The organism is Actinoplanes sp. OR16 (genome assembly GCF_004001265.1).
In the GTDB taxonomy this organism is placed as follows: domain Bacteria; phylum Actinomycetota; class Actinomycetes; order Mycobacteriales; family Micromonosporaceae; genus Actinoplanes.
In genome coordinates, this window is sequence record NZ_AP019371.1 from 3362720 (window position 1) to 3388572 (window position 25853).

Sequence of the window (25853 nt, forward strand, 5' to 3'; positions counted from 1 at the left end):
TCATGAAGAAGCGCATCATCCTCGCGGCGGCCGTCCTGGCCGTGCCGACCGCCATCGTCGGCTGGTCGGTGCTCCCCTCGAACGCGGCGGCCGCACCGGCCGCCGGCACCACCTACCAGCTCATCGTCAAGAAGAGCGGCAAGTGCATCGACGTGCCGGCCGCCTCGAAGGACAACGGCGCCCTGCTCCAGCAGTGGGGTTGCACGGCGAACTCGGCCTGGCAGCAGTTCACCCTGGTGGCGTCCGGGTCGAACTTCCTGATCAAGAACGTCAACAGTGGCCGCTGCATCGACGTGCCGTCCAGCTCGACGACCTCCGGTCAGCAGCTGCAGCAGTGGGGTTGCGTCGGCTCGCAGACGAACCAGCAGTGGAAGCTGGTGGCGTCCGGCACCGACACGTACCAGATCGTCAACGTGAACAGCGGCCTCTGCATCTCCGACCAGGGCGCGTCGACCGCCAACGGCGCGTCGATCATCCAGGAGACCTGCACGGCCAACTCGAACAAGCAGTGGGCGTTCACCCCGGTCGCCGGCTCCACGCCGGCGCCGACCGCGAGCGGGCGCACCTGGGCCGCCACCCCGGACGGCTTCGCGTCGACCGGAGGCGGCACGACCGGCGGCGCGGCGGGCACGACGGTCACCGTCTCGACGCTGGCGGACCTGACGAAGTACGTCACCGCCACCGAGCCCTACGTGATCAAGGTGGCGAAAGCCATCACGATCACGCCGAAGGGAACCGAGCTGAAGGTGAAGTCGAACAAGACCATCGTCGGCGCCGGCACCAGTGGTGAGATCGTCGGCGGCGGGTTCTTCCTCGGCGCCGGTGTCAAGAACGTCATCATCCGCAACCTCACCATCCGGGACACCCAGATGACCGAGGACGACCCGGATGACAAGACGTACGACTACGACGGCATCCAGATGGACACCGCGGACCACATCTGGATCGACCACAACAAGATCACCCGGATGAACGACGGCATGATCGACAGCCGTAAGGACACCACGTACCTCACCGTGTCCTGGAACGTGCTCGACACCGGCAACAAGGCGTTCGGCATCGGCTGGACCGAGAACGTGACGGCGCGGATGACGATCCACCACAACTGGATCAAGAACACCAACCAGCGGAACCCGAGCACCGACAACGTGGCGCTGGCCCACCTCTACAACAACTACCTGCAGAACATCACCTCGTACGGCAACCTGTCGCGCGGCAGCACCAAGATGGTTCTGGAGAACAGCTACTTCGACAACGTCGCGAACCCGTACTACAACGACACGTCGGCCGCCCAGCTCAAGCAGAGCGGCAGCATCGTCAAGAACTCCAGCGGCAAGCAGCAGACGAACGGCTCCGCCTTCGACCCGAAGGCCTACTACGCCTACACCGTGGACGCGGCAGCGGACGTCCCCGCGCTGCTCGCCAAGTACGCCGGCCCGCAGGCGAACATCGGCAACTGATCCGGGGATCAGGGAGAAGCGGCGCCGTCTGTCTCAGGCGGCGCCGCTTTCCTGTCCGACCCGCTGGGTCGCGGTGATGTGGTGGGCTGCCAGGAAGCCGGTCACCGAGGCGGACCAGGGGAAACGCTCGGCCTGGGCGCGGGCTGCGGCGCGGCGGGACGGTTCCGGGCGATCGAGCAGATCTCGTACGGCGGCAGCGAACGCCACCGGGTCACCGCCGGCGGCGGCACCGGCCGGGCCGATCGCTCCCGGGACGTGGCCTCGGCGGACAGCCGCCCGCAGTGCAACAGGGTCACCCGGTGCGCCTGACCAGCGCGAGGATCACGATGCGCCGCCGACCGGGCGTTCAGCGCGTCGGCGCTCCACCGGCCCGGCGCCCAGCCAGCGCAGCGTGAAGCGGTCGTGCACCTCGATCCGGTCCGGGCCGAGGCGGCGCAGCAGACCGGCGACGGTGAACCGTGATCCTGGTCCGCCAGGCAAAGCCCTCCTGACCGTGCCCCGAACGATCAACAACATCCTGGGAAGCCCGGTCCGCGACGTTCCGGAGTCGGGCATTGCGGATAGCCTCTACCGGGTGATGGGCAAGGGCGGGACCGTGCACCGCGTCTACAGCGTGGTGGTCTTCGTGATCCTGGCCGCCCTCGACAACGTCGCCATCGGCATCGTGCCGCCTCTCTACGGCAGCATCGGCAGCGATCTCGGCGTCAGCGAGGGGCACATCGCGCTGGCCACCACCACGATGTTCCTGATCAGTGCGGTGTCGGCGATCGGTTTCGCGTACGTCGGCGACCGCACCGACCGCAAGCCGGTGCTCATCGCCGGCACCGTGATCTGGGTGCTCGGCACGGCCTGGTCCGGCCTGGCCGGCAGCTATCCGTCGTTCCTCACCGCGCAGGTGGTCGCGGCGTTCGGCCTCGGCGGGGTGGCGTCGGTCAGCTTCGCTGTGGTCAGCGACCTGATCTCACCGCGCCGGCGGGGCCTGGTGATGAGCTTCTGGGGCCTGTCACAGGGCGTCGGCACGCTGGCCGGCACGCTCGTCGGCGGCATCCTCGGCCACGACGACTGGCGACGGCCGTTCCTGGTCACGGCGGCGGCCGGCGTGATCGCCACGGTGGCGTACCTGTTCACCTACAACGTGCCGCGCGGCGACAGCCAGCCGGAGCTGGCCGGGGTGGACTACGAGGAGCGGATCCACCACGAGGACCTGCCGCTCATCCTGAAGAGGCGGACCAACATCTGGCTGATCCTGCAGGGCGGCACCGCGCAGATCGCCTTCGGATCGCTGGTCTGGCTGCCGATCCTGTTCCGTGCCCGGGCCGAGGACCAGGGCTACTCGACCGGCACGGCGGTGCTGGTCGGCAGCATCTTCGCGACGATCTTCCAGTTGGGGGCGGCGCTGTCCATCCTCGGCGGGCTGGCCGGCGATCGGCTGCAGCGGCGTACCCCCCGGGGTCGTGCCCTCGTCGCGGCCGTCGGCGTCCTCGCCGCCGTGCCGTTCTACGTGGTGCTGTTCTTCGTGCCGATGGAGATCACGGTTACCGACGGCGCCGGCACCGGGACGCTGATCCGCGAGGTGCTGGCGAACGTGCTGACCGAGCCGACCGTCGCGGCCTGTCTCGCCATCGCGGTCTTCGCGCTGATGCTGACGTCGGCGAACTCGCCCAACTGGTTCGCGATGATCGCCGACGTGAACCCGCCGCAGCACCGCGGGACCGTCTACAGCCTCGGCAACCTGGTCAACGGCGTCGGCCGGGCCGGTGGCAACGCGCTGGTCGGCGTCGCGTTCCGCGGGCTGGCCGGCGCGTTCCCGCCGCCGCTGAACTACGCGGTCGGGCTGGCCGCTTTCCAGTTCTTCTTCATCCCGACCGGCATCATGTACTGGCTGGCCAGCAGGACGGTGGCCTCGGACATGGCCGAGACGCACGACGCCCTGCTGGCTGCTGCCGCTGAGTCAGACGGCAGCCCAGACGGTGACGTCGAGAGGGACCCGGCCGTCGGCGTCCAAGGGCTCGCTGGACAGCAGGACCCGGGCGCCGGGCGGTAGCTCCACCGGCTCCTCGCCGAAGTTGGTGACCACGAGCAGGTCGCCGTTGCGGAAGGCAAGCGTCGTCGTCCCGGTGCCGGCCCACTCCAGCGACCCGGAGCCGAGACCGTGCTCGCGCCGGGTGGCGAGCGCCGAGCGGTACAGCTCGTACGTCGAACCGGGCACGTCCAGCTGACGATCCAGCGCGTACTCCGCCCAGACCGCCGGCTGCGGCAGCCAGCTCGCGTCGGCCGGGCCGAACCCGTACGACGGGGCGTCCGCCTCCCACGGGATCGGCACCCGGCAGCCGTCCCGGCCCTTCTCCGCGTGACCGGACCGCTCCCAGGCCGGATCCTCGCGGACCTCGTCCGGAAGCGTGGTGTGCTCCGGGAGGCCGAGCTCCTCGCCCTGGTAGAGGTAGGCCGAGCCGGGCAGGCCCAGCATCAGCAGCGTCGCGGCGCGGGCCCGGCGCAGGCCGAGAGCGGTGTCCGGCTGCGGGTCGTCGGCGCCGATACCCGGCTTGCGAGGCTCGCCGACCGGGAAACCGAGGCGGGACGCGTGCCGCACCACGTCGTGGTTCGACAGCACCCAGGTCGTGGTCGCGCCGACCGTCGCGTTCGCCGCCAGCGAGGAGTCGATCACCGCGCGCAGCTCGGCCGGCTTCCACGGCGCTTCCAGGTACGGGAAGTTGAACGCCTGGTGCATCTCGTCGGGGCGGACGTACCGCGCGAGTCGCTCCTCGGGCTGCACCCAGGCCTCGGCCACCAGGATCCGGCCGCCCGGGTATTCGTCCAGGACGGCACGCCACTGGCGGTAGATCTCGTGCACGCCCTCCTGGTCCCACATGGGCGGCGGCGGGCCGGCCGGCTCGAGACCGCCGAGCACGGTGGCCGGGCTGGTCCAGTCGGTCAGCTCGGCGTCCTTGATCAGGCCGTGCGCCACGTCCACCCGGAACCCGTCGACGCCGCGGTCCAGCCAGAACCGCAGAATGTCGAGGAACTCGGCGCGGACCTCGGGGTGGTCCCAGTTCAGGTCGGGCTGGGACACGTCGAACAGGTGCAGGTACCACTGGCCGTCGGGCAGCCGCTCCCAGGCCGAGCCGCCGAAGACGCTCTGCCAGGAGTTCGGCGGCTCGCTGCCGTCCGTGCCCCGGCCGTCCCGGAAGATGTAGCGGGCCCGCTCCGGGCTGCCCGGCTCGGCGCGCAGGGCGGCCTGGAACCAGACATGGTCGCTGGAGGTGTGGTTCGGCACCAGATCCACGATGATCTTGAGACCGAGCTCGTGTGCGGTGGTGATGAGCTTGTCCGCGTCGCCGAGCGAGCCGAACCGCGGGTCGACGCCCCGGTAGTCGGCCACGTCGTAACCGGCGTCGTGCTGCGGGCTCGGGTAGAACGGCGAGAGCCACACCGCGTCGACACCGAGCCGGCGGAGCTCGGGCAGGCGCGCGGTGATCCCGGGCAGGTCGCCCATGCCGTCGCCGTCGGCGTCGGCGAACGAGCGTGGGTAGATCTGGTAGATGACGGCGTCACGCCACCAGGTTTCTGTGGAGGGCATGCGCCCTAGGTTAGGCCGCGGTCCCGCTCAGGCGTCCAGAATGGCGGCGAATCGCTCCTCGGCCAGGTCGAGCTGATCGAGGATGTGCTCCTTCGCGCTCGTGGAGAGCGGAGTGTCCGGCCTGCCGACGAGTTCGCGCAGCTTGGGGACGAGAGGGCGGTACTTCGTCGCCGACTTGAACGCCTTCTCCAGGGTCGTGTGGATGACGCCGACCCCGTTGTCGGTGAAGTCCGAGATCTTGATCACCCGGGCCCACGGATCCCGTTCCAGGTTCTCCGCGACGTGCTCCCGGTACTGCTCGTGCCGGTCGCGCGCCGGGTCGTACTCCGGGTTGGTGACCGAGCGGACCAGCTCGGCCACGCGCGGGTTGAAGCGTCTCGCCAGCTCGGCCAGCGCGGCCTCGGTCGCCACCGCGTACGACGTGCCCTCCGTGCAGCCGCCCAGCTCCGCCGGATGATCCTCGACCGCGTCGTGCAGCAGCGCCGCGACCAGGACGTCGGTGTCCCGTACGCCGTAATACTTGATGATCCGGATGGCGACCCGGAGCAGGTGGTTCATGTACGGCTCACGGACCCGCCGGTCGTCGGCGTGCAGAGTGGCGGCCAGGTCCAGGGCCTCGGTCAGCTGCTTGCGGTCGGCGTCGGGGAAGGACTCCAGTTCGAGGGCGAAGCGATCGCGCAGTCCGGGTTCGCCGTACACCTCCGTGATCGCGTGCAGTGGCATCGAGAGCAGCATCCGTGGTGCCATGCCGATCAGATATACCCGATCAAGGCGGCTCGTGGGGTTTCGTCAGCTTCCCGGCGTGGCCGGTGGTGCCACCGGCGTGGGTGCGGGACGCGGCGACGGACGAGGCCCGGGGGAGGGGCGGGCTGCCGCCGCGGTCCGGCCGGAGACCACCGCACGCGCGGCCGGGGTGAGCCGGACCGCACCCATCGTCGGGGTCTTCAGCGCCCACGGCTGCGGGTTCTCCGCGTGCACGCCGCGCTTCGGTGTGCCGGCGCCGTCGGTGAACTCCTCCTCGGTCATCGCCTGTAGCGCGCTCAGCGCCACGCCGACGATGGTGGCCGCGGTGATCACGGTGATCGGGACGAGCATGGTGAGCGGCCGGATGCCGCCGGGCGCGATGCCGGACGGATCCAGCTCGACCGACATGGCGGCCATCCCGGTGTAGTGCATGCCGCAGACCGCCACGGCCATCACCGCCGCCGCGCCGGTGATGTTCAGCCAGCCGCGTACCGAGACTGCGAACCAGAGTGCCACCGTGCTGGCCGCCAGCGCGATCGCTGCCGAAGCGACGACCAGTCCGGGGTGGTAGTGGATGGTGGCGGCGATCCGCATGCCCTCCATACCGGTGTAGTGCATGGCGATCACGCCGCTGCCGGTCAGCACGCCGGCGATCAGGATCCGGCCGGTGCTGCGCCTGCCGTGCCCGACCACCAGCAGTCCGATGCCGACCGTGACCACCGAGAACGCGAGGCTGGCCAGGGTCAGCGTGAGGTCGTAGCGGACCGGGCTGTCCGGCACGTCGAAGCCGAGCATCGCGGAGAAGTGCATCAGCCAGATTCCACCGCCGCCGATGGCGAAGGCGGCGATCACCAGCCAGCGGTTACGCCGGCCCCGGCTGTGCGCGTCACGCGCCCGGCCGGTGCAGAGCAGTCCGAGGAACGAACCGAGGAACGCCAGTAGATAGGCGGCTATCGGATTGAACGCCCCATAGGTGAAGTGATGCACGTGAGCCACGGGATACCTCGCGGGAAGTCGTCGATCGTCCGCGGGGATTCAGTCAGAAATCGGCTCTCGTGCATCGCACGTCATGTGCGTCGACTAACCAAAGAGACAAACCGGGATCACCGTCGCCCCGTCCGAATCGGATCATGTCCGAGACGGGCGAAGCGGCGGCAACCCCGGTGCGCAATGGACTCAGTGGAGCAGCTCAGGCGTCATACATTGAAGATGCTGACGCCACCCGGGCCGACCAGCAGGCCGACGATGATGAGGACGACGCCCCAGAGGATCTGCCGCCGGAACAGCGCGAGGATGCCGGCGACCACGAGGATAACGGCGAGAATCCAAAGCAGTAGTGACATGTCATCTCGGTTACCCGAACCGTGGAAATCGAAAACCTGTGATCGATCAGACGTGTTGCAGTTCGGTGTCGACCGATTCGGACAGCAGTTGGTACACGTTGTACGCCTGCTTGATCACCGGGTGCGCCACGTTGCGGACCGGCACGCCACCGGGTGTGCGGCCACGCTCCGAGCCGTGGTGCGCGTGCCCGTGCAGGGCCAGCGCGGTCGGTGCCGAGTCGACGGCGTTGCCGAGCTGGTAGCAGCCGAGGAACGGATAGATCTCCAGCGGCTCGCCGACCAGGGTCTCCGGCACCGGCGCGTAGTGGGTGAGCGCCACCAGCGCGTCGCACTCCACCGACCGCAGCGCCTCGCCGAGACGCTTCGCGATGTCCTCGGTGGTGCCGACGAAGTCCTTCATCTCGCGCTCGCCGAAGTTGCTGGCGCAGGCGCCGGCGAAGCCTCCGCCGAAACCTTTCGCCCCGGCGATGCCGAGCCGATGACCATTGATCTCCAGTACGGTCGCCGAGCACTCGAGGACCGTGATCCCGGACGCGGTCAGCACCCCGGTGACCTCATCCTGCAGGTCGCTCTGATGGTCGTGGTTGCCGAGCACCACGACGACCGGGACCGCGAGCCCGCCGAACTCCTGCGCGAAACAGCGGGCCTCCTCGACGGTGCCGTGCCGGGTGAGGTCACCGGCGATCAGCAGCGCGTCGGCCCGGCCGGGCAGTTCCTCGAGTGCGGGCCGGTAGCGGCCCAGGACGTCCTTGTCCACGTGGACGTCGCCCACGGCGGCGATCCGGATCATGAAATCTCCTCCACCTCGATGGGCGCCTGTGCCCTGGTGATGCCGATGTCACAGGTGATCTCGATATCCGGGAAGTGCTCGGTGATCTGATGACAGATCTCGTCGCGGCGCTTCGCGCTCTCCACTTCCCCGCCGAGCACGATCGCGTGCTCCCGGCGCTGAACCGTGATCCCCTGCTCGGCGATCCGGTCATGCTCGGTGAGCAGACGCTGGATCTCGGCTTCCAGGTCGATCTGGTTGGTCATCTCATCCCCCTACCCTCAGGTCGGGCGTCGGGACGGACGCCACGTCGAGCCGGTCGAGGAGCACGAAGAACGCGTCCGCGTACGGCGACTTGGCGGTCTCCCGGCGGACCCGGTCCCAGTCGATCTGCTCGCGCAGCGACCGGGCCACCGGCAGCCCGGTGGCGAAGTCGCAGTAGTGCTGGCTGTAGCTGAGCAGCTTGTGAATCATGAGTTGAGTGGCGGAGAGCACCGGCATGTAGATCGCCTCGACCGAGATCTGATCGGTGTCGTGCAGCGTCTCGTCGGTCACCGGCGACTCCACCGGCCGGTAGATCAGGTCAACCATCCGGCCCTCGTCGTAGACCTTGACCAGCCAGTCCTCCGGCGGCTGTTCGGTCTCGAATCCGACTCCGGCCAGCTCCTGCAGGGCCCGGTCCTTGTCCTGCTCCCTGATCAGAAAGTCAACGTCATGATCGCTGGAGTACCCGCCCCGGGCGTACACAGCGAAACTCCCGCCCAGCGCGAACGGGATGTCCGCGCTCTTGAGCGTGGACGCGACGCGCTTCAAGGTGACGGCCAATCCTTCGTCCACACGGTGTGGCATGCGACCCTCCTGGTCCCGTGTCCGGTCCGTGAACGACTACCCGGAGTCGCCCCACCTTGAACCCATTCTGGCCTGGCCAGGGCATTCAAGGGTGCGGAACGGAACGTGCAGACCAGCGCTACCGTGGGTTGGTATGAATTCCCCGGCTGTTCACACCGTCGCTCTCGTCGGCATCGACGGTTCCGGCAAGACGACCCAGGCGCACCGGCTCGCCGAGGAGTTGAGCGCCGCCGGGTTCCCCGCGGCGTACCGGCGCAACGCCGGCGGACGGCACTGGGTCGGCCGGGTGGCAGGATTCTTCGGCAAGGAGGACGCCGAGGCCCTGATCGGCCGCCGCGCCATGCTCGGTGTCGAGTCGGTCCTGCGCTGGCTCGCCATCCTGCGAACCCTGCTGCGCCGCGCGTTCACCCGGGAGATCTCGGTGATGGACCGCTACGCGTTCTGCCAGTACGCGAGCCTCCGGGCGCGCGGCGCCAAGCCGGCCGCCGAACGCCGCGCCCGCTTTGCCTACCGCCTCTTCCCCGCCCCCGACGTCACGTTCCTGCTCGCCGTCGACCCGGCCGTCGCCCAGCAGCGCATCGACCGCCGGGGCTACGACCACGAGTCGATGGACTACCTGCAGGCCGCCGCGGACGCCTACCGATCCCTCCCCGAACACGACACCTTCGTGGTGATCGACGCGAACGGCACCCCGGACGAGGTGGCAGCCACCCTGCTGGCCGAACTCCGCTCCCGCCTGGCGCCCCGGCCGGCCGCTCCGGTGCCCTCCCAGCGGCGTCGCCTGGCCGCCCGGGCCCTGGTGATGACGGCGGCCCCGATCCTGGCCGCCTTCGCGGTCCTCGGGTTCCAGCTCGCGGAGTCGCTCTAGGGCACCGGCGCCGGCCGGACGGGTCAGGCCCGGCCGTAGACCGGGATCCGGGCGCCGCTCGTCGGGGCCGAGGCGTCCGAGGACAGGAACAGGATCACCGCGGCGATCGCCTCCGGGGTGACCCAGCGGCTCGGGTCGGCGGTCGGCTGGGCGGCGCGGTTCGCCGGGGTGTCGATGACGCTGGGGAGGACCGTGTTGCAGCGCACGCCCTGCTTCTTGTACTCGACGGCCACCGTTTCGGCGAAGGCCAGGACCGCGGCCTTGGAAGCCACGTAGCCGGCCGCCCCGGGGAACGGTGAGACGGCGGCGCGGGAGGAGACGCAGACGATCGAGCCGCCTCCGGAGGCCACCAGGGCGGGCAGGGCGGCGGCGGTGACCAGGTACGTCGGCCGCAGGTTGGCGGCGAACATCGCTTCGAAGTCGGCCAGCGGGGTGTCCGCGATCAGTCCGCTGCCGGCGTACCCACCGGCGAGGTTGACCACGGCCTGCAGCGAGCCGGCCGAGGCGACAGCGGCTCCGACCTGATCCGGATCGGTCAGATCGGCTTCCACCGGGATCGCGCCGGAGGGCAGCCGGCCGGCCGTGCCGGGGCGTACCGGAGCGACCACGCGCCATCCCGCCTGGAGGAACGCGGCCACCGTGGCGGTGCCGAGCCCGCCTGTCCCACCGGTCACCAGAGCAGTACGTATGTCCGTCATGCGGCGAAGCTTGTCACACCGCCGTGTCTGTGCTCTTGCTCACTCGATGACACGGCAGGGCCTCGACCTGGGAATGTTCCGGACCGTCCCGGAGTCACCCGTGCGGGGGGATGAACTGCGGCGCGGCGTGGCGCATTGTGACCGTTGGTCCCGTCGAGCCCGGCGCGGGACTTTTTCGCGGAGGCGTTTGTTTCAGGCCAGTCGTCGGCCGGCCGATGCTGCACATGAACCCGGCGCGTGCGATTCCCGTACTCGGGGGTGACGAGCATCGCGTGCCCCAAGGTGATGCCCGTCGCTGTGATCGATGAGAGGCCGATGGTGTTATGAGACGCGCGACGGGTATCCGGCTGTCTACACGACAGGCCGCAAGAGACCGCACTCAGCTACCCCGCACTGGGCTCTCAGGTATCACCCAGGCATTCGTGACACTTTCGATCAGCAGCTCGGAATTCGTTCCGGCAGCAATTTGTTGTGTAGATGGCAGCCACCGCAATGCACGAACTGCGGACGTTACGGGAGAGGGCTGATGGACGCAGGTAATGCCCGTAACAGGGTTAGTGACGGCAATGAGGGGACCGTGGGCAACGTGGAGAAGAGCACCGTGATGCGTACCGATCAGGTCGCCGAGGAGCGCGACCTCGTCGGAGTCTACCTGCACGAAATCTCCCGGACGCCGCTGTTGGACGCCGAGCGAGAGGTTGAGCTCTCCCGGTCGATCGAGGCGGGCCTCTACGCCGAGCACCTGCTCGAGCAGGGCGAAGAGCGTCGCGGCGTGAGCCGGGAAGAGCTGGAGCGGCTCGTCACCGAGGGCCAGCGTGCCAAGGATCTGTTCATCCGTGCGAACCTGCGGCTGGTCGTCTCCATCGCCCGCCGCTACGTCCGGTCCGGTATGCCGATGCTCGACCTGATCCAGGAGGGCAACACCGGCCTGGTGCGCGCCGTCGAGAAGTTCGACTACGAAAAGGGCTTCAAGTTCTCCACCTACGCCACCTGGTGGGTCCGTCAGGCGATCAGCCGGGCCATCGCCCAGCAGGAGCGCACCGTGCGTCTCCCCGTGCACCTGGTCGAGGACGTCAACCGGATGCGCAACGTCACCCGTCAGCTCGTCCGTGAGCTGGGCGGCGACCCCGAGCCCGAGCAGGTCGCGGCGGCGCTCGGCGTGACCGTGGAGCGCGTCAACGAGCTCACCCGCTGGGCGCAGGACACCGTCTCGCTGGACACCCCGGTCGGCGACGACGGCGACACCAACCTCGGCGACCTGGTGGCCGACAGCGACGCCCCCTCTCCCGAGGAGATCGTGCTGAGCGCCCTGGAGCGCCAGCGCATCGAGGGCCTGCTGAACCACCTGGACGACCGGTCGGCCGGCATCATGCGGGCGCGCTACGGGCTGGAGGACGGCCGCGAGCACTCGCTCACCGAGGTGGCCTCGCGCTTCTCGCTGAGCCGCGAGCGGATCCGCCAGCTGGAGATCCAGGCGCTCGGCCGGCTGCGTGAGCTGGCCCGGGCCGAGGGCCTCCAGGCCGCGTAAGGAAACATCCCCCGACACAGATGAGGCCGGTACCCCGCGAGGGGCACCGGCCTTTTCCGTCGACGGAAGAAGCTACTTCACTCGGCCGTACCCATTGGGGGTCATGATGCCGATCCCGCGGTAGAGGACGTCCCGGCCGGCCGACGGCGCGTCGATGATCTTGCCGTCGCCGACGTAGAGCGCCACGTGACCGTTGGATCGGTAGAAGACCAGGTCGCCCGGCTGAAGGTCGGACTTGCTGATCCGCGCGGTGGCGCTGTACTGCGCGGCGGCGTTGTGCGGCAGCGACTTGCCGGCTGCCCGCCAGGCCGCCGAGGTGAGGCCCGAGCAGTCGTACGAGTTCGGGCCGTCGTCGCCGTAGCCGTAGGGCTTGCCGATGGCGTTGAAGGCGTAGGTGACGGCCTTGCCGGCCGAGCCCGCGATCGACGGGATCTTGCCGGTGTACGAGCCGGTGTCCTCGGTGGCGCTGCCGTACGCGGCCTCGCGCATGTCGTACAGCTTGTCGAGGTCCTTCTCGATCTTCTTCTTGCGGTCGGACAGCTCCTTGACCTGCGCGGACTGCTTGTCCTGCGTGACCTTCAGGGCTGCCTTGCGCTCCGCGTACGTCTGAGTGGTCTCGGTGTACGCGTCGATGTCGTTCTGGTTCTCCTGGGCGATCTGCTCAAGGAACGTGAGCCGCTCCAGCAGGCTGCCCTGGTCGCTGGCGACGAGCGCGGTCATGCCGCCGGGCCGTCCCTGCATGTAGGTGGTGGTGGCGATCGTCTTCACCTTGGCGGTGGCCGCGGCGAGGGCGAGCTCGGTCGGCTTCAGCGACGCTTCGAGTTCCTTCTGCTCGGCCTTCGTCTCCTTCAGGTCGAGCTTCATCTTGTTGTAGGACTCGGTGACGTCTTCCAGCTTCTCCTCGGCCGTCTTGATCTGCTTCTTGAGTTCGGCGGAGGGGGCCGCGTGGGCGGCCGTGGCTCCCGAAGTCAGGGCGATCGCGAACGCGGTCATGGCGACCACGAGCGCCCGGAGCCTGGTACGGGGGTGTGGCACTGGTCAGAGGGCCTTTCTTCCGCTGCGCCGCCTACTGACGGCCGCCGGGCGGGAAGAAGGCCCGGCCGGCGCCGTAGGGGGAGAGGCGCCGGTGCGTCCGCTGTTGATTCGGCGGCGTTGGCCGGCGCCACCCGAGGGTTTGTGGCTGCGGACCGGACCAACCGCATCAACTTATCGGTGGAAGAAAAGAAATCAAGGCCTGACCGAGTGATTTATACCAATGGCCGAACTTATCCCGTTAATCCCGATAACAGGCTGTTATTCGGCGGGAGCTAAGCGTGAATTGTCGGCGGCCGGAACCCAGTTCTTGGTGACCTTGCGCTCGGCCCAGAACGACAGGAAGGGAATGGTGCCCGACAACATGACGATCACCATTCGGCTGAACGGCCAGCCGGCCCGGCGGGACAGGTCGAAGGTGAGGACCAGGTAGACCATGTAGAGGAAGCCGTGGAAGGGGCCGACCGTCTCGACGACGATCGGGTTGTCGCCGAGGTACTTCAGCGGCATACCGATCACCACGAGGAGGATGAGGACGACGCCGACGATCCAGGCGATGGTCCGGTAACGGGTCAGGGCTCCCTGCACGGCTGATGTCTCCTACTTCTCTGCTTGAGTGCGGCCGGGGTAGTCGGCGGGCCGGGCGCCGGGGTTGGCGGCGAGCCAGGCCAGATAGTCGTTGTAGGCGTCCAGCTCCGGGTCGTCGGCCGCGGCGGCCACCGGGCGGGTGTCGACCCGGACCGGCCGGCCGAAGGTGACCGGGCCCTGCGGCTCCCGGGGCGTCTCGGCGACCTTCTCCAGGGGCAGGCCCGCGGCACGGCGGCGGGCCAGCTGGACCTCGCGCCACCAGATGAAGACGACGAAGCCGCCGAAGACCGGCCACTGGAACATGTAGCCCCAGCTGATCGAGTTGCCGTCGGCGGCGCGGCTGAACTGCCACCAGCCCAGGCCCAGGCAGCCCGCGGTCAGCACGATCGCAAGCAGATGGCGGGCCAGCCAGGCCGGAGTCCACAGCCCTCTCATGTCCTTGAGCGTACCGGCGCGGGTTTGGCGGCCGACGGGTCGGGCAACCGCAGTCCTGCGTGCGAGAGAAAGAGGAGGCACACGATGACGGACGAGGGTGCGCCGATCGTCTTCGAGACCGGTATCGACCCCGCGGGGCTGGCCGACGACGATCTGTTCCGCGAGCTCGGCAGCCTTTATCGGACTCGGCTGCAGACGCTGCGCCACGGCCCGGACGCGGCGCTGGAGAACCACTTCAAGCGGACGGCCGAGCTGGAGACCGAGTACATGGCCCGGTACCCGGGCCGTGAGGTGGACCCGAGCCGCCTCACTCAGGACTTCTGAGATGGTGGCTGTGCCCCGCCCCCGGCTGGCCCGGCTCGCGAAGTCCTACGCCCCGCACGAACACCGGCCGCTGGACGGCTACCTGGTGGCGATGGGCGCGTTCGGCGCCCTGGCCGGCAGCCTCGTGGCAGCGACCCGGCTGACCGGTGCGCCGGTGCCGGAACGGCCGGCTCTCTCCGATGTGGCGCTGATCTCGATCGCCACCCACAAGCTCAGCCGGCTGGTCGCGAAGGACGCGGTGACCAGCCCGCTGCGCGCGCCGTTCACCCGGTACACCGAGCCGGCCGGCGCCGCGGAGCTCAACGAGGAGGTCCGGGACGGGGGCAGCAGTGTCCGGCACGGCATCGGCGAGCTGGTCACCTGCCCCTTCTGCCTGGCCGTCTGGGTGGCGACCGGTCTGACCGGCGGGCTGGTGCTCGCGCCGCGGCTCACCCGGCTCGCGGCGACGGCGCTCACCGCCACCGCGGTCTCCGACTTCCTGCAGATGGCCTACTCGATCGCGAAGGAGAAGGCCGAGGGGATGGACGAGGAGTAGGCGGCTACAGCGAGCGCAGCGCCTCGGCCGCCTCGTCCTGGGCGTACTCGCCCTCGGGCAGCGCGTCGATGCGGGTCAGGGCCTCGGCCGGCAGGTCCGCCGCGATGGCCCGGCGCTGCAGGTCGCCGCTGGAGAGGCGCTCCTGTGCGTCGTAGGCCGCGTCGAGGAAATCGCTGAGCTCACGGAAGTCGTCGGTCACGGGCAGACGTCTACCCCGGCGAGGTTCCGGCAAACACCAGCGGAGTGATCCAGGTCACAATCGCTGCAGGAATCCTGCGGGGTGGCCGACGGTTGTGAACGGATGTCGGTGTTGCCAAGTGTCCCCGGGCCTCACCCTTAGCCTGCAGGGAATACCAGTTCGGCTGGAGCCCTGTTGAGCCACTCGCCGCGAGGCGACCTGCACACCGGCATCCGCGCCGCTCCCCGGCCGATCGCAATGATCAGCCGAGGGGCGGCGCACTTTTTTCATCCGGATTTCCCGGCTAGCGGGTTTATCCGGACAGGACCCCCCGAACGGGGCACCTCGCCGCCCGTGATCACCGATCGACGTGGCAGTATCCCTGGCGTGTCCGTACCGCAACGACGCGTCCCGGCTGCGTCCACCAGCGCTCGTTCGCTTCGGCGTACCCTCTCTTCCCGCAGGTCACGGCGTTCCGCCTCGGCCCTCGTCGCCGTGGCGGGCGGTCCACACCCGGTCGAGCTGGCCGGGATGCTGCACGAGCTCACGGTCCGCCTGCTCACCTCGGACACGCTGCCGCGCGCCCTCGACCGCCTCACCGCCTTCGCGGTGGGCTCGCTGCCGGGTGCGGCGCGTTGCTCGGTCGCCCTGATCGGTGAGGGCGGGCCCCTCATGGCGGCCACGTCCGGCACGGCGGGGGAGACCTTCGATCATTCGATGTACGAGGGAAGCACCGGCCCGGGACTCGAAGCGGCACGAACGCGGTCCCTGGTGACCGCCGGCGACCTGCTCGCCGATGAGCGCTGGCCGCAGCTGCGCGAGGCCGCCACGGCGAGCGGCATCCGGGCGGTCGCGGCGTTCCCGCTCGACGTGCGGCGTACCGCCGTGGGCGCCCTCAGCGTCTATCTGGAGAGCCCCGGCGATCCCGGCCCCGAGCTGCTGGTCACCGCGATGGCGCTGGCCGGGCAGGCGGAGGTGCTCCTCGGCGAGCTGGGCCGGCGCGCCGCGCTCACCGAGGGCGCCGAGGTGGACCGGGCGGTCGGCGTGATCATCGCGCAGCGCGGCTGCGGGGTGCAGGAGGCGTACGCGGTTCTGCAGGAGAGCGCCCAGCGTCTCGGCCTGGACCGCCGGATCGTGGCCGAGCGCCTGGTGGCCGCCGCGGCCCGCAAATCCGGCAACTGATTCTCAGCCGGGCGCAGTAGCGTGACGGCATGGCTGTTGTGAAGATCAACGCGATTGAGGTCCCCGAGGGGGCCGGCCCCGAGCTGGAGAAGCGGTTCGCGGCCCGGCACGGCGCCGTGGAGAACTCGCCCGGGTTCCTCGGGTTCGAGCTCCTGCGCCCGGTCAAGGGCGACAACCGGTACTTCGTCTACACCCGCTGGGAGACGGAGGAGGACTTCCAGGCGTGGGCCGGTGGCAGCGCCAAGGAGGCCCACGCCGGTGAGCGGGCCAAGCCTGTGGCCAGCGGGGCGAGCCTCCTGGAATTCGAAGTCGTCCAGTCGGTCCAGAAATAAGACGGTTCGGGGTACGAGCGGGTGCTTCCGCCCGTACCCCGCAAGGTCTTAAAGCTCGGCCGCCAGCGCCTCTTCGGCTCTCGCCTGCTGGGCCGACCGCTTCTGCAGCGGAAGCTCGGGCAGGAAGAAGACCACCACCAGGCCGACCAGCATGATGCAGAGCGCGATCAGGTAGACCACGTGCACGCTGTCCGAGAAGCCCACCTTGAACGGGTGCGCCACCACGTCGGAGAGCTTGCTCACGAACGACGTGTCGCTCAGCGCGTCGCTGCCCTGTGCCTGCGCGAGCAGCGCCTGCTGTGCGGGATCCGCGGCGGCCTGCTGGAAGGCGGGGTCCTTGGCGGCCTCCTGGTAGGCGCCGGCGATGTTGCCGGGCAGCAGGTTGAACAGCACCGACAGGAAGACGGCGGTGCCGAGCGTGCCGCCCATCGACCGGAAGAACGTCACCGCGCCGGTCGCCACGCCGATCTCCCGGGGTGAGACCGCGTTCTGCACCGCGGTGATCATCGGCTGCATGTTGCCGCCCAGGCCGAGGCCCATGACCACCATGACCAGCATGGTCTGCCAGAGCGGGGTGTCCGCCCCGACCCGGGAGAAGAGGAAGAGCGCGATCACCATGAGGGTGCTGCCGACGATCGGGAAGATCCGGTAGCGGCCGGTCCGGGAGATCAGCTGACCGGCGACGATCGAGCCGGTCATGATGCCGAACACGAACGGGATCATCTGCAGGCCGGCCATCGTGGCGGTCGAGCCCTTCACGATCTGCAGGTAGAGCGGGACGGTCATCAGGCCGCCGAACATCGCCATGCCGAGGATCGTGCTGGAGGTGGCGCCGACAGCGATCGTGCGGTTGCCGAACAGCCGCAGCGGGAGCAGCGCCTCGTCCTTGTAGGCCCGCTCGGCCAGCACGAAGCCGACGATGCCGATCACGCCGATGACGTAGCAGGCGATCGCCTTGCCGGAGTCCCAGCCCCAGTCCCGGCCCTGCTCGGCCACGGTCAGCAGCGGGACCAGGCCGATGATCAGGGTCAGCGCGCCGGGCCAGTCGATCCGGTGGCTGATCCGCTGGTGCGGGAGGTGCAGCACCTTCGCCACCACGGCCATCGCGAGGATGCCGATCGGCACGTTGATGAAGAACACCCAGCGCCAGCCGGACACCCCGAGCAGTTCGTCGGCGCCGGCGAAGAAGCCGCCGAGGATCGGGCCGAGCACGCTCGCGGTGCCGAAGACGGCGAGGAAGAAGCCCTGGTACTTGGCGCGCTCGCGGGGCGGCACGATGTCGCCGATGATCGCGAGGGCCAGCGACATGAGACCGCCGGCGCCGATGCCCTGGATGGCCCGGAAGGCGGCCAGCTGCCACATGTCGGTGGAGAGGCCGCAGAGGAACGAGCCGACGATGAAGACGCCGATGGCGAAGAGGAAGAACGGGCGCCGGCCGTAGATGTCGGACAGCTTGCCGTAGAGCGGCGTGGAGATCGTCGAGGTGATCAGGAACGCCGTGGTGGCCCACGCCTGGAGGTCGAAGCCGTGCAGGTCGTCGGCGATGGTGCGGGTCGCGGTCGCCATGATCGTCTGATCGAGGGCGGCCAGGAACATGCCCATCATCAGGCCGCCGAGGATCGTCAGGATCTGGCGGTGAGTGAATTCCACCGGTTTGAGGGCCGGTGGGCTCGGGTGGCTCACGGATTCTCCCGTGGGGGTGCGGTGGGATCGAGCCGCAGGTGCGCCTCGATCGACTTGTTGAACTCTTCGAACATGTCGGCGAAGACGGCGACGCGCTCGGCCGGCCAGTCGGTCAGCACCTGGGCGAGCAGCGCCACCCGGGCCTCCCGGAGCCGGTCGCAGGCGGCCGAGCCCGCCTCGGTGACCGCGAGGCGCGAGGCCCGGCCGTCCACCGGGTCGGCCTCGCGGCGGGCCAGGCCGGCCTTGACCAGCTGCGCGACCTGGCGACTGATCGTCGACGGGTCGGCCTGTTTGATCTCGGCCAGGTCGGTGACCCGCATCGGCCCCTGGGCACGCAGAGGCAGGAGCAGCATCAGCGCGGAGAACTCGGCGCCGAGATCTCCGACCTTGAGCATGCCCCGGAAGCGCGCGCCACTCCGGACGAACCGTGCGATCTCCTCGGCCAGGCGGGCGGTGTCGTGGTCCAAGCGTCTGCCGTCTCACTCGATTTGTTTGTAGCGTACAACTGCTTGCACGATGAACGCATCTCGGTTTACTTCATCCGCCACACGCCGGTGACCAGCTTCTCGGTCTCCTCCAGCACGGCGGGGACCGGGACCGTGTACTCGGTGACCAGTTCGAAGAGACGCCCCGGGAAGTACCCGCGGCCGGGGTCGCCAACCAGCACCGTGGCACCGGCTTTGCGAGCTCGGCGCAGGTCGGCGGTCATCTGCGGGGCGACCGACGGGCTGTAGAAGACGTCGCCGGCCAGGACGAGCTCGGGGCTGGGCTCGGCATCGTGGAGATCCACGCCGTTGGCCCGGGCGTTGCGCTGCGCCGCGGCCACCGACGCCGGGTCGATGTCGGTGGCGGCCACGCTCAGGGCGCCGCAGCGGGCCGCCGCGATCGCTGCCACGCCGGAACCCGTGGCGACGTCGAGGACCCGCTTACCGGCGGCCTCGGCGGGATGGTCGAGCAGATAGCGGGCGAGGGACTGGCCGCCGGCCCAGGCGAAGGCCCAGAACGGGGGCGGCTGGTCGCTGTGGAAGTCGCCGCTGAACAGCGTGGCCGATCGATCGGCCAGATAGAGGCTGATCTCCGGGACGAACGGTACGGGTGTCAGTTCGGTGGGGAGCACCCCACTTTTCTAGCTGACGGGCTGCGCATTCATGATCAGCTTGGCGCGGTACGCACTGCGGGCCTCGGCGGCCCACGGCGTGTCCACGTCCTCCAGCAGCGGGCGGGCCGCCACGTACGACGCGGCGGTCAGCGGGCGGGCGGCGCGCTCGGCGGTCCGGCCCGCGGCGGCCGCGATCAGCTCGTCGAACGTGGCGACGTCCACGCGGACCCGCTCCCGTACCAGCCGCAGCCGGTTCCGCCGGCTGGTGATCACCGAGTCGCGCTCGCGGGCGCCCGGCTCCAGCCGGTCCCGCAGCACCGCGAGGTCGTCGCGCACTGTCGCGACCGGCGCTCCGAGCAGGTCGGAGAGCTCCACAAGCGACCGCTCCCCGCGCAGCGCCAGCAGCGCGAGCAGGTGACGGGGACGCTCGCCGCCGAAGTCGTCGCCGGCGAGACGAATACCCCGCGTGCGGACCTCGAGACGGCCGAAGAGCTGGATGTCGAACATGATCACCAACTCTGCGTCGTGGGACCCGGGCAGACAAGGCCCCAAAGCGAGGGGGACACTCGGCCGAAAGACTGGTTATCGCGACCGCTCGGCGGCAACCGGGCGTCGGGCGTACCGGCCGGTTCAGGACCGGTGCCGCAACGCCCGCCTGTTGGTAGGGCGGGCATCCGGTCGGGTACTCCTTAGACTGCGCGGAGCCCGCGGTGGGCGGACGGAGGAAGGTGACGCATGGACAACGGCGAGACGATACGGGTCCTCGTCGTCGACGGCCACCAGACCTTCGCTGAGCTGCTCGGCCACGCTTTGGCTGGTCAGCCCGATCTTCAGTGCGTGGGTCACGCCCGGACCGGGCAGGAGGCGCTGAGCCTCGCGGCCGACCTGACACCCGACGTGATCCTGCTCGATCCGGAACTGTCCGATGCCGACGGCATCGCCATCGCCGAACTGATCCGGATCCGGCAGCCCGACTCCCGTGTGGTGATCCTCACGGCGAGCGAGGAGCAGGCTCTGGTGCGCCGGGCCACGGCCGCCGGTTTCGCGGGTTTCCTGTCCAAGAACGGCGCTCTCGGTGACGTGCTGAACGCGTTGCGTACCGCGCACGGCGGCGGCATGACCGTCTCCACCGACATCCTGGCCCGGCTGCTGCGCAGCACCACACCGGTGAGCGTGCCCCGGGCCAGCGGCCTGACCGCCCGCGAGGACGAGGTGTTGCAGCTGATGGCGGCCGGTCTGGACGCCCGAGCGGTGGCCCGGCGGCTGGGCATCAGCGTGCACACCTGCCGGGGATACCAGAAGGCGGTGCTGGCCAAGCTCGGCGCGCACAGCCAGCTCGAGGCCGTCGCGATCGCCACCCGGCGAGGGCTGGTCCGACCTGACCCGCGGTAAACCGTCTCGTCACTCATCCGACAAGCGATTTCGTCCGTACTCCATTCGGGGGCCTTACCCGAGAGGCGTCGCAGGGAGGAATCGCAGTGGACCGTACCGCTGTCGGCTCGTCGTCCGAACAGGCCGTGACCGACACCGATCTGCCTCAGCGTCGTCCGGGGGCGACGATGCCGAAGGCCGCGACCGAGACACCAGCCGGCGGATGGTTCAGCGCGGGGGCGCAGGACTCGCCGGGTGGGGCCGAGGCGGCGCCTGTCGTGGCGGATGACGAATCGTTTCTTCCGAAGCCGTTCGTGCCGGCGAAGAAGGCGGCTGACTCCGGCAGCCTGCCCGTCCGGAACCGAACCCTTACTCCTCGCACCACCATTCCGCCGCGGCAGACGACGGGGGCTCGCTCGGCCCGGCCGTCGGCTGTCACCGGATCGTTCAGCTCTTCCGAGGCGGTGGCCGCTTCCCAGCCTGCGGCCGCTCCTCAGCCGGCCGCCGCTCCCAAGCCGGCCGCCGCTCCCAAGCCGGCCGCCGCTCCCAAGCCGGCCGCCGTTCCCAGGCCGGCTCCGGAGTTCGGTCCCGCGTCACCCGAGGGGCCGGGGCGGGCCTCGTTCGGGTTCAGCGACGGGCCGATCGGCGGCGGCCGGCGTACCGGGGGGAATTCCGGCGCCCTGCCCGTCGTCCGCAAGCGTGAGACACCGGATCACACTCCGGTCAGCGCCGCCCCGGCCGAGGTTCCCTGGTCGCCGGCGCCGGCTGCTGCTCCGGCGCCGGCATCGTCCGAGCCGCCCGCGGAACACTGGGCGAGCGGCACCTCCTGGGCGCCGCTCGCGTTCGACTCCGGTGACCGGCAACCGCCCTCGGTGGACGCCATGGACGGCCGGCCCGGCGGTTTCTGGGACGAGCCGGTGGTGTGGAGCGACACCGGACGGTCGCCGGCGCAGACGGTCACCGGGCCGCCGTCCCGGCCACGGCAGTCCCGGGTGGTCACGCTCGGCATGACGGTGCTCGGCGTGGTGGCGCTGGCAGCGATCGCGCTGACCGGGATCGTCTACTACTCCGGGCCGGACTCGTCGGTCTCCGACATGCTGCGGCTCGGCGACGGCGGTGGCGATCAGCAGGTGGTGAGCGCGCCACTGGACGGGCGGACCATCGGATCGTTCGAGCTGCTGGCGGCGACCGACCGGGTCCGGATGCGGATCGCCGACCTCGACGGCGACCTCTACCGGATCAGCACGCCCGAGGGCGCCGGCGTCTATCCGAGCGCCGAGCTGCGTGACGACGCGGTCCGCCTCGACCTGTCCCGCAAGTCGGAGACCGCGACCGGCGGGGAGATCGAGGTGCTGCTCTCCGCGGAGGTGCGCTGGACGCTGCGCTTCTCCGGGTACGCCGCCGAGCGCGTGCTGGACCTGAGCGAAGGACGGATCAGCCGGCTCGAAGTCGTCGGCGGAACCCGGCGGGCCGAGGTCACGCTCGCGAAGGCCAGCGGAACGGTCCCCATGAAGATCACCGGTGGGGTGGAAGAGCTGCTGCTCCGCGCCCCGGCCAGCAGCCCGGTGCGGGTCAAGGTCGGCGGTGGGGCCGCCACCGTGACGGCGGGCAGCCGTACCTTGAAGGATGTGAAACCAGGATCCACGCTGACGCCGAAGGACTGGCAGAACGCGGATCGGTACGACGTCGACGCGGCGGCGCCGATCACGCTGCTGACCGTCGAGAACGCGCAATGAGATCGGGGTGCCGCCACATGGCGGCACCCCGGTTCGGAACTCAGTTCAGGACGCGCAGGCGAACCGTCTGCTCCATCGCCTGGAGCTGGTTCAGGACCTCGTCGCTGTAACCGGCGGCGATGTCGGTGATCAGGTAGCCGTACTCACCGCGGGTGCTGAGCATCTGGCCCTCGACGTTGACGTTGTGCTCGGCCATGATCCGGTTGACCTGGGCGAGCACGCCCGGGGTGTTGATGTGGACGTGCACGATGCGGTGCAGTCCGGGGGACTCGGGCAGGGCGACGCCGGGCAGGTTCACGCTGAGCGTGGTGTTGCCCTCGGTCACGAACTTCGCCAGCTTGTTCGCCACGAAGCCGCCGATGTCGGACTGCGCCTCCTCGGTCGAACCACCGATGTGCGGCGTGAGGATCACGTTCGGCAGGCCGCGCAGCTCGGAGACGAACTCGTCACCCCGGCCCTTCGGCTCCTTCGGGAAGACGTCGACGGCGGCGCCGGCCAGGTGGCCGCTCTTCAGCGCGTCGCGCAGCGCCAGGTGGTCGACGACGATGCCCCGGGACAGGTTCAGGAAGAGGCTGCCGGGGCGCATCTTCGCGAACTGCTCGGCGCCGAAGAAACCGGCGTTGCCGGGCCGGCCGTCGACGTGCATGGTGACGACGTCGCTGGTCTCCAGGAGCTCGTCGAGGCTGGCGCAGCGGTGGGCGTTGCTCAGTGCGAGCTTGTCGGCGGTGTCGTAGAACGAGACCGACATGCCGAGGTTCTCGGCGAGCACCGACAGCTGGGTGCCGATGTTGCCGTAGCCGATGATGCCGAGGCGGCGGCCGCGGATCTCGTGCGAGCCGTCCGCCGACTTGTCCCACACGCCGTTGTGCATCAGCGAGTTCTTCTCGGTGAGCCGGCGGGTCAGCGCGATGATCTCGGCGATCGCCAGCTCGACGACCGAGCGGGTGTTCGAGAACGGCGCGTTGAAGACCGCGACACCGGTCGCCGACGCGTGCGCCAGGTCGATCTGGTCGGTGCCGATGCAGAACGCGCCGATCCCGACGAGACTGTCGGCGGCCTCGAGCACCTTGGCGGTCACCTGGGACTTGGAGCGGATGCCGAGCAGGTGCACCCCCGGGATGCGCTCGATCAGCTCGGCCTCGTCGAGGGCGTTGCGGAGGGACTCGACCTGGAAGCCGTCCTCCTCGAGCCGGGAAACCGCGTCGGGGTGGATGCTTTCCAGAAGCAGGACTCGCACCTTGGCCTGGTCGATCATCATCTTCCGTTCCATGTTTCGGTGGGCTGCCCGGGCCGCCACGCCGAAGCCCAGTTCACGGCGGAAAGCCTAGCTCTGTCATGCGGCGGCGCCGGTTCGGTGTGCCTGAGGTCCCACCTGCCGGTCAATGCGGTAACTGTTACGGCCCGGCAGCGGGTGCGGTTCAGACGTGTTTCTGTGAACTAGTCCGGGATTCGTGTGCGCAGCCACGGGACCAGGGCGTCACCCTGGAACCGCTGGAAGGCCCGCACGGTCGGCAGCCCCGGCGGCGGAGGCATGCGGGACCGGTGGTGGAAGTAGCCGGTGAAGCCGGCGACCACCCCGGTCACCGCGGCGGGGTCGATGCCGCGTAGCAGACCGTCCGGGTCGCCGCCGTGCACGAGCACGTTCATCGCCAGCATGACGGTGTCGAGCCACGCCGGTCCGATACTGCCCCAAGGCCAGTCGACGATCATCACACGGCCGTCCGGGCGTACCAGCAGATTGTCGGCCCGGACGTCGCAGTGAGCGAGAGTGTCCCCCTCGGAGATCGCCGCGAGACCGTGCGCCGAAGCCGCGCGAAGCGCGTCGAGGTGATCCACCAGCCAGGGGTCCAGGTCGTCCGGGGGAGCCGCCGCGACCTTGTCCCAGCAGCGGAAGTCGTCGGCGACGTGATCGGTCACTCGCGGAAGATCAAGTGCCGGCGCCGGCGTGAGTGCCTGCGCCAGGTCGGCGAGCGCGGCCGCGGCCGCGTCGATCTCATGCTTCAGCCAGGGGGTACGAGGGTGAGCACCGGCGATGTCCTCCAAGATCAGGACGACCCAGTCCCCGGTGTCGAAAAAGTCGATGAAGCGCGGCACCGGCGCATCGGCGGGCAGGGCAGCGGTGATCCGGGCCTCCCGCCGTGCCATGGTCGCCGACGCGGCGTTGATGGCCGGGGAGACCGCTTTGACGAACGCCCGTCCTTTTTCGGTCCGCACTCGATCGGCGGTGCCCGGGGAGAACCCGCCGGACTGCGACACGGCCTCGACGACAGGACTTTCGAGGGTTGCCTCGATGCGCGCCCGGATGTCGCCGGGCAGATCCGCCCAGCCGATGCGTACGCCGCTCGCCGCCACCATGCGTGGATGTTGGCAGGCCGCCGTCGTGTCGCGAAACGGATTTTCTTGGATTCTTCCCCGGTCGGTAAGGTGGATTCATGGGGGCGCTGGGCTGGGCTGTGGGTCTTTCCCTGCTCTCGGCTGCTTCATACGCGGTCGCGGCCGTCGCTCAGGAACGCCTCGCCGAGCACGGGCACCGCGGCCTGTCCCGCTGGGCCGCCGCGCTTTCGCTGACCGGCGCCGGGGTGCTGCTGCACGTGATCGCCCTGAACTTCGGAACCGTCGCCGTGGTCCAGGCCCTCGGCACCCTCACCCTGATCTTCGCCCTGCCGATCCAGGTGATCCGCTACCGCACCCCGCTCTCGCGCGCCGCCTGGATCGACGCCGGGCTGACCGTTCTCGGTCTCGCGCTGATCCTCTCGCTCTCCGTGGACTCGACCGATCCCGCGCTGCTCGGCTCCACCGCCGTCCGCGTCCTGGCCGCGATCACCGCCGGCGTGGTGTTCGTGTGCGTGCTGGCCGCCCGGTGGAGCGGGCCCCGGGCGCGGGCGATGCTGCTGGCTGCCGCGGCGGGGGTGGCGTTCGGCATCGCTTCGGTGCTGTCCAAGGCCGTATTGGCCTCGTTCACCTCCGACGGATTCGGTGCCGTCTCCGCGCTGGCCGTGGCGATGGTCGTGGCGTTCTCGGTCAGCGGTTATCTGCTGGGGCAGTTGTCCTACAAAGGAGCCGGGCTCGCTACTCCACTCGCTACCGTCAGCGTCTCCAACCCACTCGTCGCCGCCCTGGCCGGGGTGGTGCTGTTCGACGAGCGGGTGCGGTTCGGCGCTGCCGGTTTGGTGCTGGTCGCCGTGGCGGGCCTGGTGATGACCTGGGGAGTGGTGGGGTTGGCGCGCCGCACCACCACTCCGGACGGCGGGGTGGCGGCGCCGCGGCCCCGGCGAGCGGGCACCGACGAGCCGACGGGCGCGGAGGGTGTCACGCGCTGAGCGGTGGCGGCTCGCGCACGGACTTCTGATCCGTCGGTCGCAGGTTCGAATCCTGCCGGGCGCACCTTCGGCAAGCGGCGTTGGCCTTGCGTTCCTTGGTGCTCGCAAGGTCCCGCTTGATCGTTTCCCCTGTTGCGGCTGAGCCTGAGGCCGACACGCTGAGCTTTGCCGCGGGCGGTTGATCAAGTGTCTTACCGTGGTG

At 69.7% G+C, this 25853-nt stretch carries 31 protein-coding genes and 1 tRNA gene; 12 read left to right on the top strand and 20 right to left on the bottom strand.

Translation table 11 applies throughout. From position 1 onward, the window contains the following. Positions 1-2: 2 nt before the first annotated feature. Positions 3-1460, top strand: a complete 1458-nt coding sequence (locus EP757_RS15570; protein ID WP_127546742.1) for an RICIN domain-containing protein — start codon at positions 3-5, stop codon at positions 1458-1460. 33 nt (positions 1461-1493) lie between these two features. Here EP757_RS15570 and EP757_RS15575 read toward each other — a convergent pair whose 3' ends face one another. Beyond that, positions 1494-1667, bottom strand: coding sequence for a hypothetical protein (locus EP757_RS15575; RefSeq protein ID WP_197725520.1), 174 nt, complete (start codon positions 1665-1667; stop codon positions 1494-1496). A 114-nt stretch (positions 1668-1781) separates the two neighbouring features. Further along, positions 1782-1940 carry a hypothetical protein gene (locus tag EP757_RS42795; RefSeq protein ID WP_160165803.1) on the bottom strand — a complete coding sequence of 53 codons (159 nt, stop codon included), beginning with the start codon at positions 1938-1940 and terminating at the stop codon, positions 1782-1784. Positions 1941-2037: 97 nt separating this feature from the next. On the opposite strand from EP757_RS42795, the gene EP757_RS15580 reads away from it, so the two are divergent. Beyond that, the gene (locus tag EP757_RS15580; RefSeq protein ID WP_127554260.1) at positions 2038-3504 is read left to right on the top strand and encodes an MFS transporter; all 1467 of its coding nucleotides are present in this window, start codon (positions 2038-2040) and stop codon (positions 3502-3504) included. Here EP757_RS15580 and EP757_RS15585 read toward each other — a convergent pair. The 7 genes from EP757_RS15585 to EP757_RS15610 all read right to left on the bottom strand — a co-directional run bounded on the left by EP757_RS15585 (position 3412) and on the right by EP757_RS15610 (position 8742). After that, complete coding sequence (locus EP757_RS15585) at positions 3412-5037, bottom strand: glycoside hydrolase family 13 protein (protein ID WP_127546743.1); 1626 nt, start codon at positions 5035-5037, stop codon at positions 3412-3414. The genes EP757_RS15580 and EP757_RS15585 overlap by 93 nt on opposite strands. 27 nt (positions 5038-5064) lie before the next feature. Beyond that, positions 5065-5784, bottom strand: coding sequence for an HD domain-containing protein (locus EP757_RS15590; RefSeq protein ID WP_127546745.1), 720 nt, complete (start codon positions 5782-5784; stop codon positions 5065-5067). A 42-nt stretch (positions 5785-5826) separates the two neighbouring features. After that, a complete protein-coding gene (locus EP757_RS15595) occupies positions 5827-6777 on the bottom strand; it encodes an MHYT domain-containing protein (RefSeq protein WP_127546747.1) in 951 nt (316 codons plus the stop codon). A gap of 200 nt (positions 6778-6977) precedes the next feature. Beyond that, the gene (locus tag EP757_RS43250) at positions 6978-7124 is read right to left on the bottom strand and encodes a GPGG-motif small membrane protein (protein ID WP_174262397.1); all 147 of its coding nucleotides are present in this window, start codon (positions 7122-7124) and stop codon (positions 6978-6980) included. Between the two features lie 46 nt (positions 7125-7170). Beyond that, entirely contained in the window at positions 7171-7914 is a 744-nt protein-coding gene (locus EP757_RS15600; protein WP_127546749.1) for a metallophosphoesterase, read from the bottom strand. Continuing rightward, the gene (locus EP757_RS15605; protein ID WP_127546751.1) at positions 7911-8159 is read right to left on the bottom strand and encodes a hypothetical protein; all 249 of its coding nucleotides are present in this window, start codon (positions 8157-8159) and stop codon (positions 7911-7913) included. The genes EP757_RS15600 and EP757_RS15605 overlap by 4 nt, the downstream gene beginning before the upstream one ends. Before the next feature lies 1 nt (position 8160). Beyond that, positions 8161-8742: a nucleotidyltransferase gene (locus EP757_RS15610; RefSeq protein ID WP_127546753.1), complete on the bottom strand. Its 582-nt coding sequence runs from the start codon at positions 8740-8742 to the stop codon at positions 8161-8163. A 133-nt stretch (positions 8743-8875) separates the two neighbouring features. Here EP757_RS15610 and EP757_RS15615 point away from each other — a divergent pair, with 133 nt between their 5' ends. Next, entirely contained in the window at positions 8876-9610 is a 735-nt protein-coding gene (locus EP757_RS15615) for a thymidylate kinase (protein ID WP_127546755.1), read from the top strand. Between the two features lie 23 nt (positions 9611-9633). Here the strand turns inward: EP757_RS15615 and EP757_RS15620 are convergent, their stop codons facing one another. Further along, positions 9634-10308 carry an SDR family NAD(P)-dependent oxidoreductase gene (locus EP757_RS15620; RefSeq protein WP_127546757.1) on the bottom strand — a complete coding sequence of 225 codons (675 nt, stop codon included), beginning with the start codon at positions 10306-10308 and terminating at the stop codon, positions 9634-9636. Positions 10309-10834: 526 nt separating this feature from the next. On the opposite strand from EP757_RS15620, the gene EP757_RS15625 reads away from it, so the two are divergent. Next, positions 10835-11836: an RNA polymerase sigma factor RpoD/SigA gene (locus tag EP757_RS15625; protein WP_127546759.1), complete on the top strand. Its 1002-nt coding sequence runs from the start codon at positions 10835-10837 to the stop codon at positions 11834-11836. 72 nt (positions 11837-11908) lie between these two features. On the opposite strand, the gene EP757_RS15630 is transcribed toward EP757_RS15625, so the two are convergent. The 3 genes from EP757_RS15630 to EP757_RS15640 form a co-directional block, all read right to left on the bottom strand. Next, positions 11909-12829: an NlpC/P60 family protein gene (locus tag EP757_RS15630; protein ID WP_127546761.1), complete on the bottom strand. Its 921-nt coding sequence runs from the start codon at positions 12827-12829 to the stop codon at positions 11909-11911. Between the two features lie 300 nt (positions 12830-13129). Continuing rightward, positions 13130-13456 (bottom strand): DUF3817 domain-containing protein, encoded by a 327-nt coding sequence (locus EP757_RS15635; protein WP_127546763.1) that lies wholly within the window; start codon positions 13454-13456, stop codon positions 13130-13132. Positions 13457-13468: 12 nt separating this feature from the next. Then, complete coding sequence (locus tag EP757_RS15640; RefSeq protein WP_127546765.1) at positions 13469-13891, bottom strand: hypothetical protein; 423 nt, start codon at positions 13889-13891, stop codon at positions 13469-13471. Between the two features lie 84 nt (positions 13892-13975). On the opposite strand from EP757_RS15640, the gene EP757_RS15645 reads away from it, so the two are divergent. Next, positions 13976-14215, top strand: coding sequence for a DUF6158 family protein (locus EP757_RS15645; RefSeq protein ID WP_127546767.1), 240 nt, complete (start codon positions 13976-13978; stop codon positions 14213-14215). A gap of 1 nt (position 14216) precedes the next feature. Further along, positions 14217-14750, top strand: a complete 534-nt coding sequence (locus EP757_RS15650) for a DUF1360 domain-containing protein (RefSeq protein ID WP_127546769.1) — start codon at positions 14217-14219, stop codon at positions 14748-14750. Between the two features lie 4 nt (positions 14751-14754). On the opposite strand, the gene EP757_RS15655 is transcribed toward EP757_RS15650, so the two are convergent. Then, positions 14755-14949: a hypothetical protein gene (locus EP757_RS15655; protein ID WP_370457821.1), complete on the bottom strand. Its 195-nt coding sequence runs from the start codon at positions 14947-14949 to the stop codon at positions 14755-14757. Positions 14950-15423: 474 nt separating this feature from the next. Here EP757_RS15655 and EP757_RS15660 point away from each other — a divergent pair, with 474 nt between their 5' ends. Together EP757_RS15660 and EP757_RS15665 are read left to right on the top strand one after the other, a co-directional pair. Beyond that, positions 15424-16110: a GAF and ANTAR domain-containing protein gene (locus EP757_RS15660; RefSeq protein WP_127546771.1), complete on the top strand. Its 687-nt coding sequence runs from the start codon at positions 15424-15426 to the stop codon at positions 16108-16110. Positions 16111-16139: 29 nt separating this feature from the next. Beyond that, positions 16140-16442 carry an antibiotic biosynthesis monooxygenase gene (locus EP757_RS15665; protein WP_127546773.1) on the top strand — a complete coding sequence of 101 codons (303 nt, stop codon included), beginning with the start codon at positions 16140-16142 and terminating at the stop codon, positions 16440-16442. A gap of 48 nt (positions 16443-16490) precedes the next feature. Here the strand turns inward: EP757_RS15665 and EP757_RS15670 are convergent, their stop codons facing one another. The 4 genes from EP757_RS15670 to EP757_RS15685 form a co-directional block, all read right to left on the bottom strand. Then, positions 16491-18125 carry an MDR family MFS transporter gene (locus EP757_RS15670; protein WP_127546775.1) on the bottom strand — a complete coding sequence of 545 codons (1635 nt, stop codon included), beginning with the start codon at positions 18123-18125 and terminating at the stop codon, positions 16491-16493. Next, a complete protein-coding gene (locus tag EP757_RS15675; protein ID WP_127546777.1) occupies positions 18122-18592 on the bottom strand; it encodes a MarR family winged helix-turn-helix transcriptional regulator in 471 nt (156 codons plus the stop codon). The genes EP757_RS15670 and EP757_RS15675 overlap by 4 nt, the downstream gene beginning before the upstream one ends. Before the next feature lie 65 nt (positions 18593-18657). Further along, positions 18658-19242: a methyltransferase gene (locus EP757_RS15680; RefSeq protein ID WP_127546779.1), complete on the bottom strand. Its 585-nt coding sequence runs from the start codon at positions 19240-19242 to the stop codon at positions 18658-18660. 9 nt (positions 19243-19251) lie between these two features. Continuing rightward, positions 19252-19731: a hypothetical protein gene (locus EP757_RS15685; RefSeq protein ID WP_127546781.1), complete on the bottom strand. Its 480-nt coding sequence runs from the start codon at positions 19729-19731 to the stop codon at positions 19252-19254. A 228-nt stretch (positions 19732-19959) separates the two neighbouring features. On the opposite strand from EP757_RS15685, the gene EP757_RS15690 reads away from it, so the two are divergent. Further along, complete coding sequence (locus EP757_RS15690) at positions 19960-20616, top strand: response regulator transcription factor (RefSeq protein ID WP_127546783.1); 657 nt, start codon at positions 19960-19962, stop codon at positions 20614-20616. Between the two features lie 86 nt (positions 20617-20702). Further along, on the top strand, positions 20703-22331 hold the full coding sequence (locus EP757_RS42800) for a hypothetical protein (protein ID WP_160165804.1): 1629 nt from the start codon (positions 20703-20705) through the stop codon (positions 22329-22331). Between the two features lie 40 nt (positions 22332-22371). On the opposite strand, the gene serA is transcribed toward EP757_RS42800, so the two are convergent. Both serA and EP757_RS15710 read right to left on the bottom strand, forming a co-directional pair. Beyond that, positions 22372-23601: a phosphoglycerate dehydrogenase gene (gene serA, locus EP757_RS15705; RefSeq protein ID WP_370457822.1), complete on the bottom strand. Its 1230-nt coding sequence runs from the start codon at positions 23599-23601 to the stop codon at positions 22372-22374. 167 nt (positions 23602-23768) lie between these two features. Then, entirely contained in the window at positions 23769-24686 is a 918-nt protein-coding gene (locus EP757_RS15710) for an aminoglycoside phosphotransferase family protein (RefSeq protein WP_127546789.1), read from the bottom strand. A 77-nt stretch (positions 24687-24763) separates the two neighbouring features. On the opposite strand from EP757_RS15710, the gene EP757_RS15715 reads away from it, so the two are divergent. Beyond that, the gene (locus EP757_RS15715; RefSeq protein WP_174262398.1) at positions 24764-25651 is read left to right on the top strand and encodes a DMT family transporter; all 888 of its coding nucleotides are present in this window, start codon (positions 24764-24766) and stop codon (positions 25649-25651) included. Continuing rightward, positions 25645-25715, top strand: a tRNA-Arg gene (locus EP757_RS15720). Before EP757_RS15715 ends, EP757_RS15720 begins: the two co-directional genes overlap by 7 nt. Positions 25716-25853 lie beyond the last annotated feature (138 nt).

Coding starts and splice junctions, on each gene's coding strand:
- EP757_RS15570 (WP_127546742.1), top strand. CDS start 3: ATGAAGAAGCGCATCATCCTCGCGGCGGCCGTCCTGGCCGTGCCGACC.
- EP757_RS15580 (WP_127554260.1), top strand. CDS start 2,038: ATGGGCAAGGGCGGGACCGTGCACCGCGTCTACAGCGTGGTGGTCTTC.
- EP757_RS15585 (WP_127546743.1), bottom strand. CDS start 5,037: ATGCCCTCCACAGAAACCTGGTGGCGTGACGCCGTCATCTACCAGATC.
- EP757_RS15590 (WP_127546745.1), bottom strand. CDS start 5,784: ATGGCACCACGGATGCTGCTCTCGATGCCACTGCACGCGATCACGGAG.
- EP757_RS43250 (WP_174262397.1), bottom strand. CDS start 7,124: ATGTCACTACTGCTTTGGATTCTCGCCGTTATCCTCGTGGTCGCCGGC.
- EP757_RS15600 (WP_127546749.1), bottom strand. CDS start 7,914: ATGATCCGGATCGCCGCCGTGGGCGACGTCCACGTGGACAAGGACGTC.
- EP757_RS15605 (WP_127546751.1), bottom strand. CDS start 8,159: ATGACCAACCAGATCGACCTGGAAGCCGAGATCCAGCGTCTGCTCACC.
- EP757_RS15610 (WP_127546753.1), bottom strand. CDS start 8,742: ATGCCACACCGTGTGGACGAAGGATTGGCCGTCACCTTGAAGCGCGTC.
- EP757_RS15615 (WP_127546755.1), top strand. CDS start 8,876: ATGAATTCCCCGGCTGTTCACACCGTCGCTCTCGTCGGCATCGACGGT.
- EP757_RS15620 (WP_127546757.1), bottom strand. CDS start 10,308: ATGACGGACATACGTACTGCTCTGGTGACCGGTGGGACAGGCGGGCTC.
- EP757_RS15625 (WP_127546759.1), top strand. CDS start 10,835: ATGGACGCAGGTAATGCCCGTAACAGGGTTAGTGACGGCAATGAGGGG.
- EP757_RS15630 (WP_127546761.1), bottom strand. CDS start 12,829: ATGACCGCGTTCGCGATCGCCCTGACTTCGGGAGCCACGGCCGCCCAC.
- EP757_RS15640 (WP_127546765.1), bottom strand. CDS start 13,891: ATGAGAGGGCTGTGGACTCCGGCCTGGCTGGCCCGCCATCTGCTTGCG.
- EP757_RS15645 (WP_127546767.1), top strand. CDS start 13,976: ATGACGGACGAGGGTGCGCCGATCGTCTTCGAGACCGGTATCGACCCC.
- EP757_RS15650 (WP_127546769.1), top strand. CDS start 14,217: ATGGTGGCTGTGCCCCGCCCCCGGCTGGCCCGGCTCGCGAAGTCCTAC.
- EP757_RS15665 (WP_127546773.1), top strand. CDS start 16,140: ATGGCTGTTGTGAAGATCAACGCGATTGAGGTCCCCGAGGGGGCCGGC.
- EP757_RS15685 (WP_127546781.1), bottom strand. CDS start 19,731: ATGTTCGACATCCAGCTCTTCGGCCGTCTCGAGGTCCGCACGCGGGGT.
- EP757_RS15690 (WP_127546783.1), top strand. CDS start 19,960: ATGGACAACGGCGAGACGATACGGGTCCTCGTCGTCGACGGCCACCAG.
- serA (WP_370457822.1), bottom strand. CDS start 23,601: ATGGAACGGAAGATGATGATCGACCAGGCCAAGGTGCGAGTCCTGCTT.
- EP757_RS15710 (WP_127546789.1), bottom strand. CDS start 24,686: ATGGTGGCGGCGAGCGGCGTACGCATCGGCTGGGCGGATCTGCCCGGC.
- EP757_RS15715 (WP_174262398.1), top strand. CDS start 24,764: ATGGGGGCGCTGGGCTGGGCTGTGGGTCTTTCCCTGCTCTCGGCTGCT.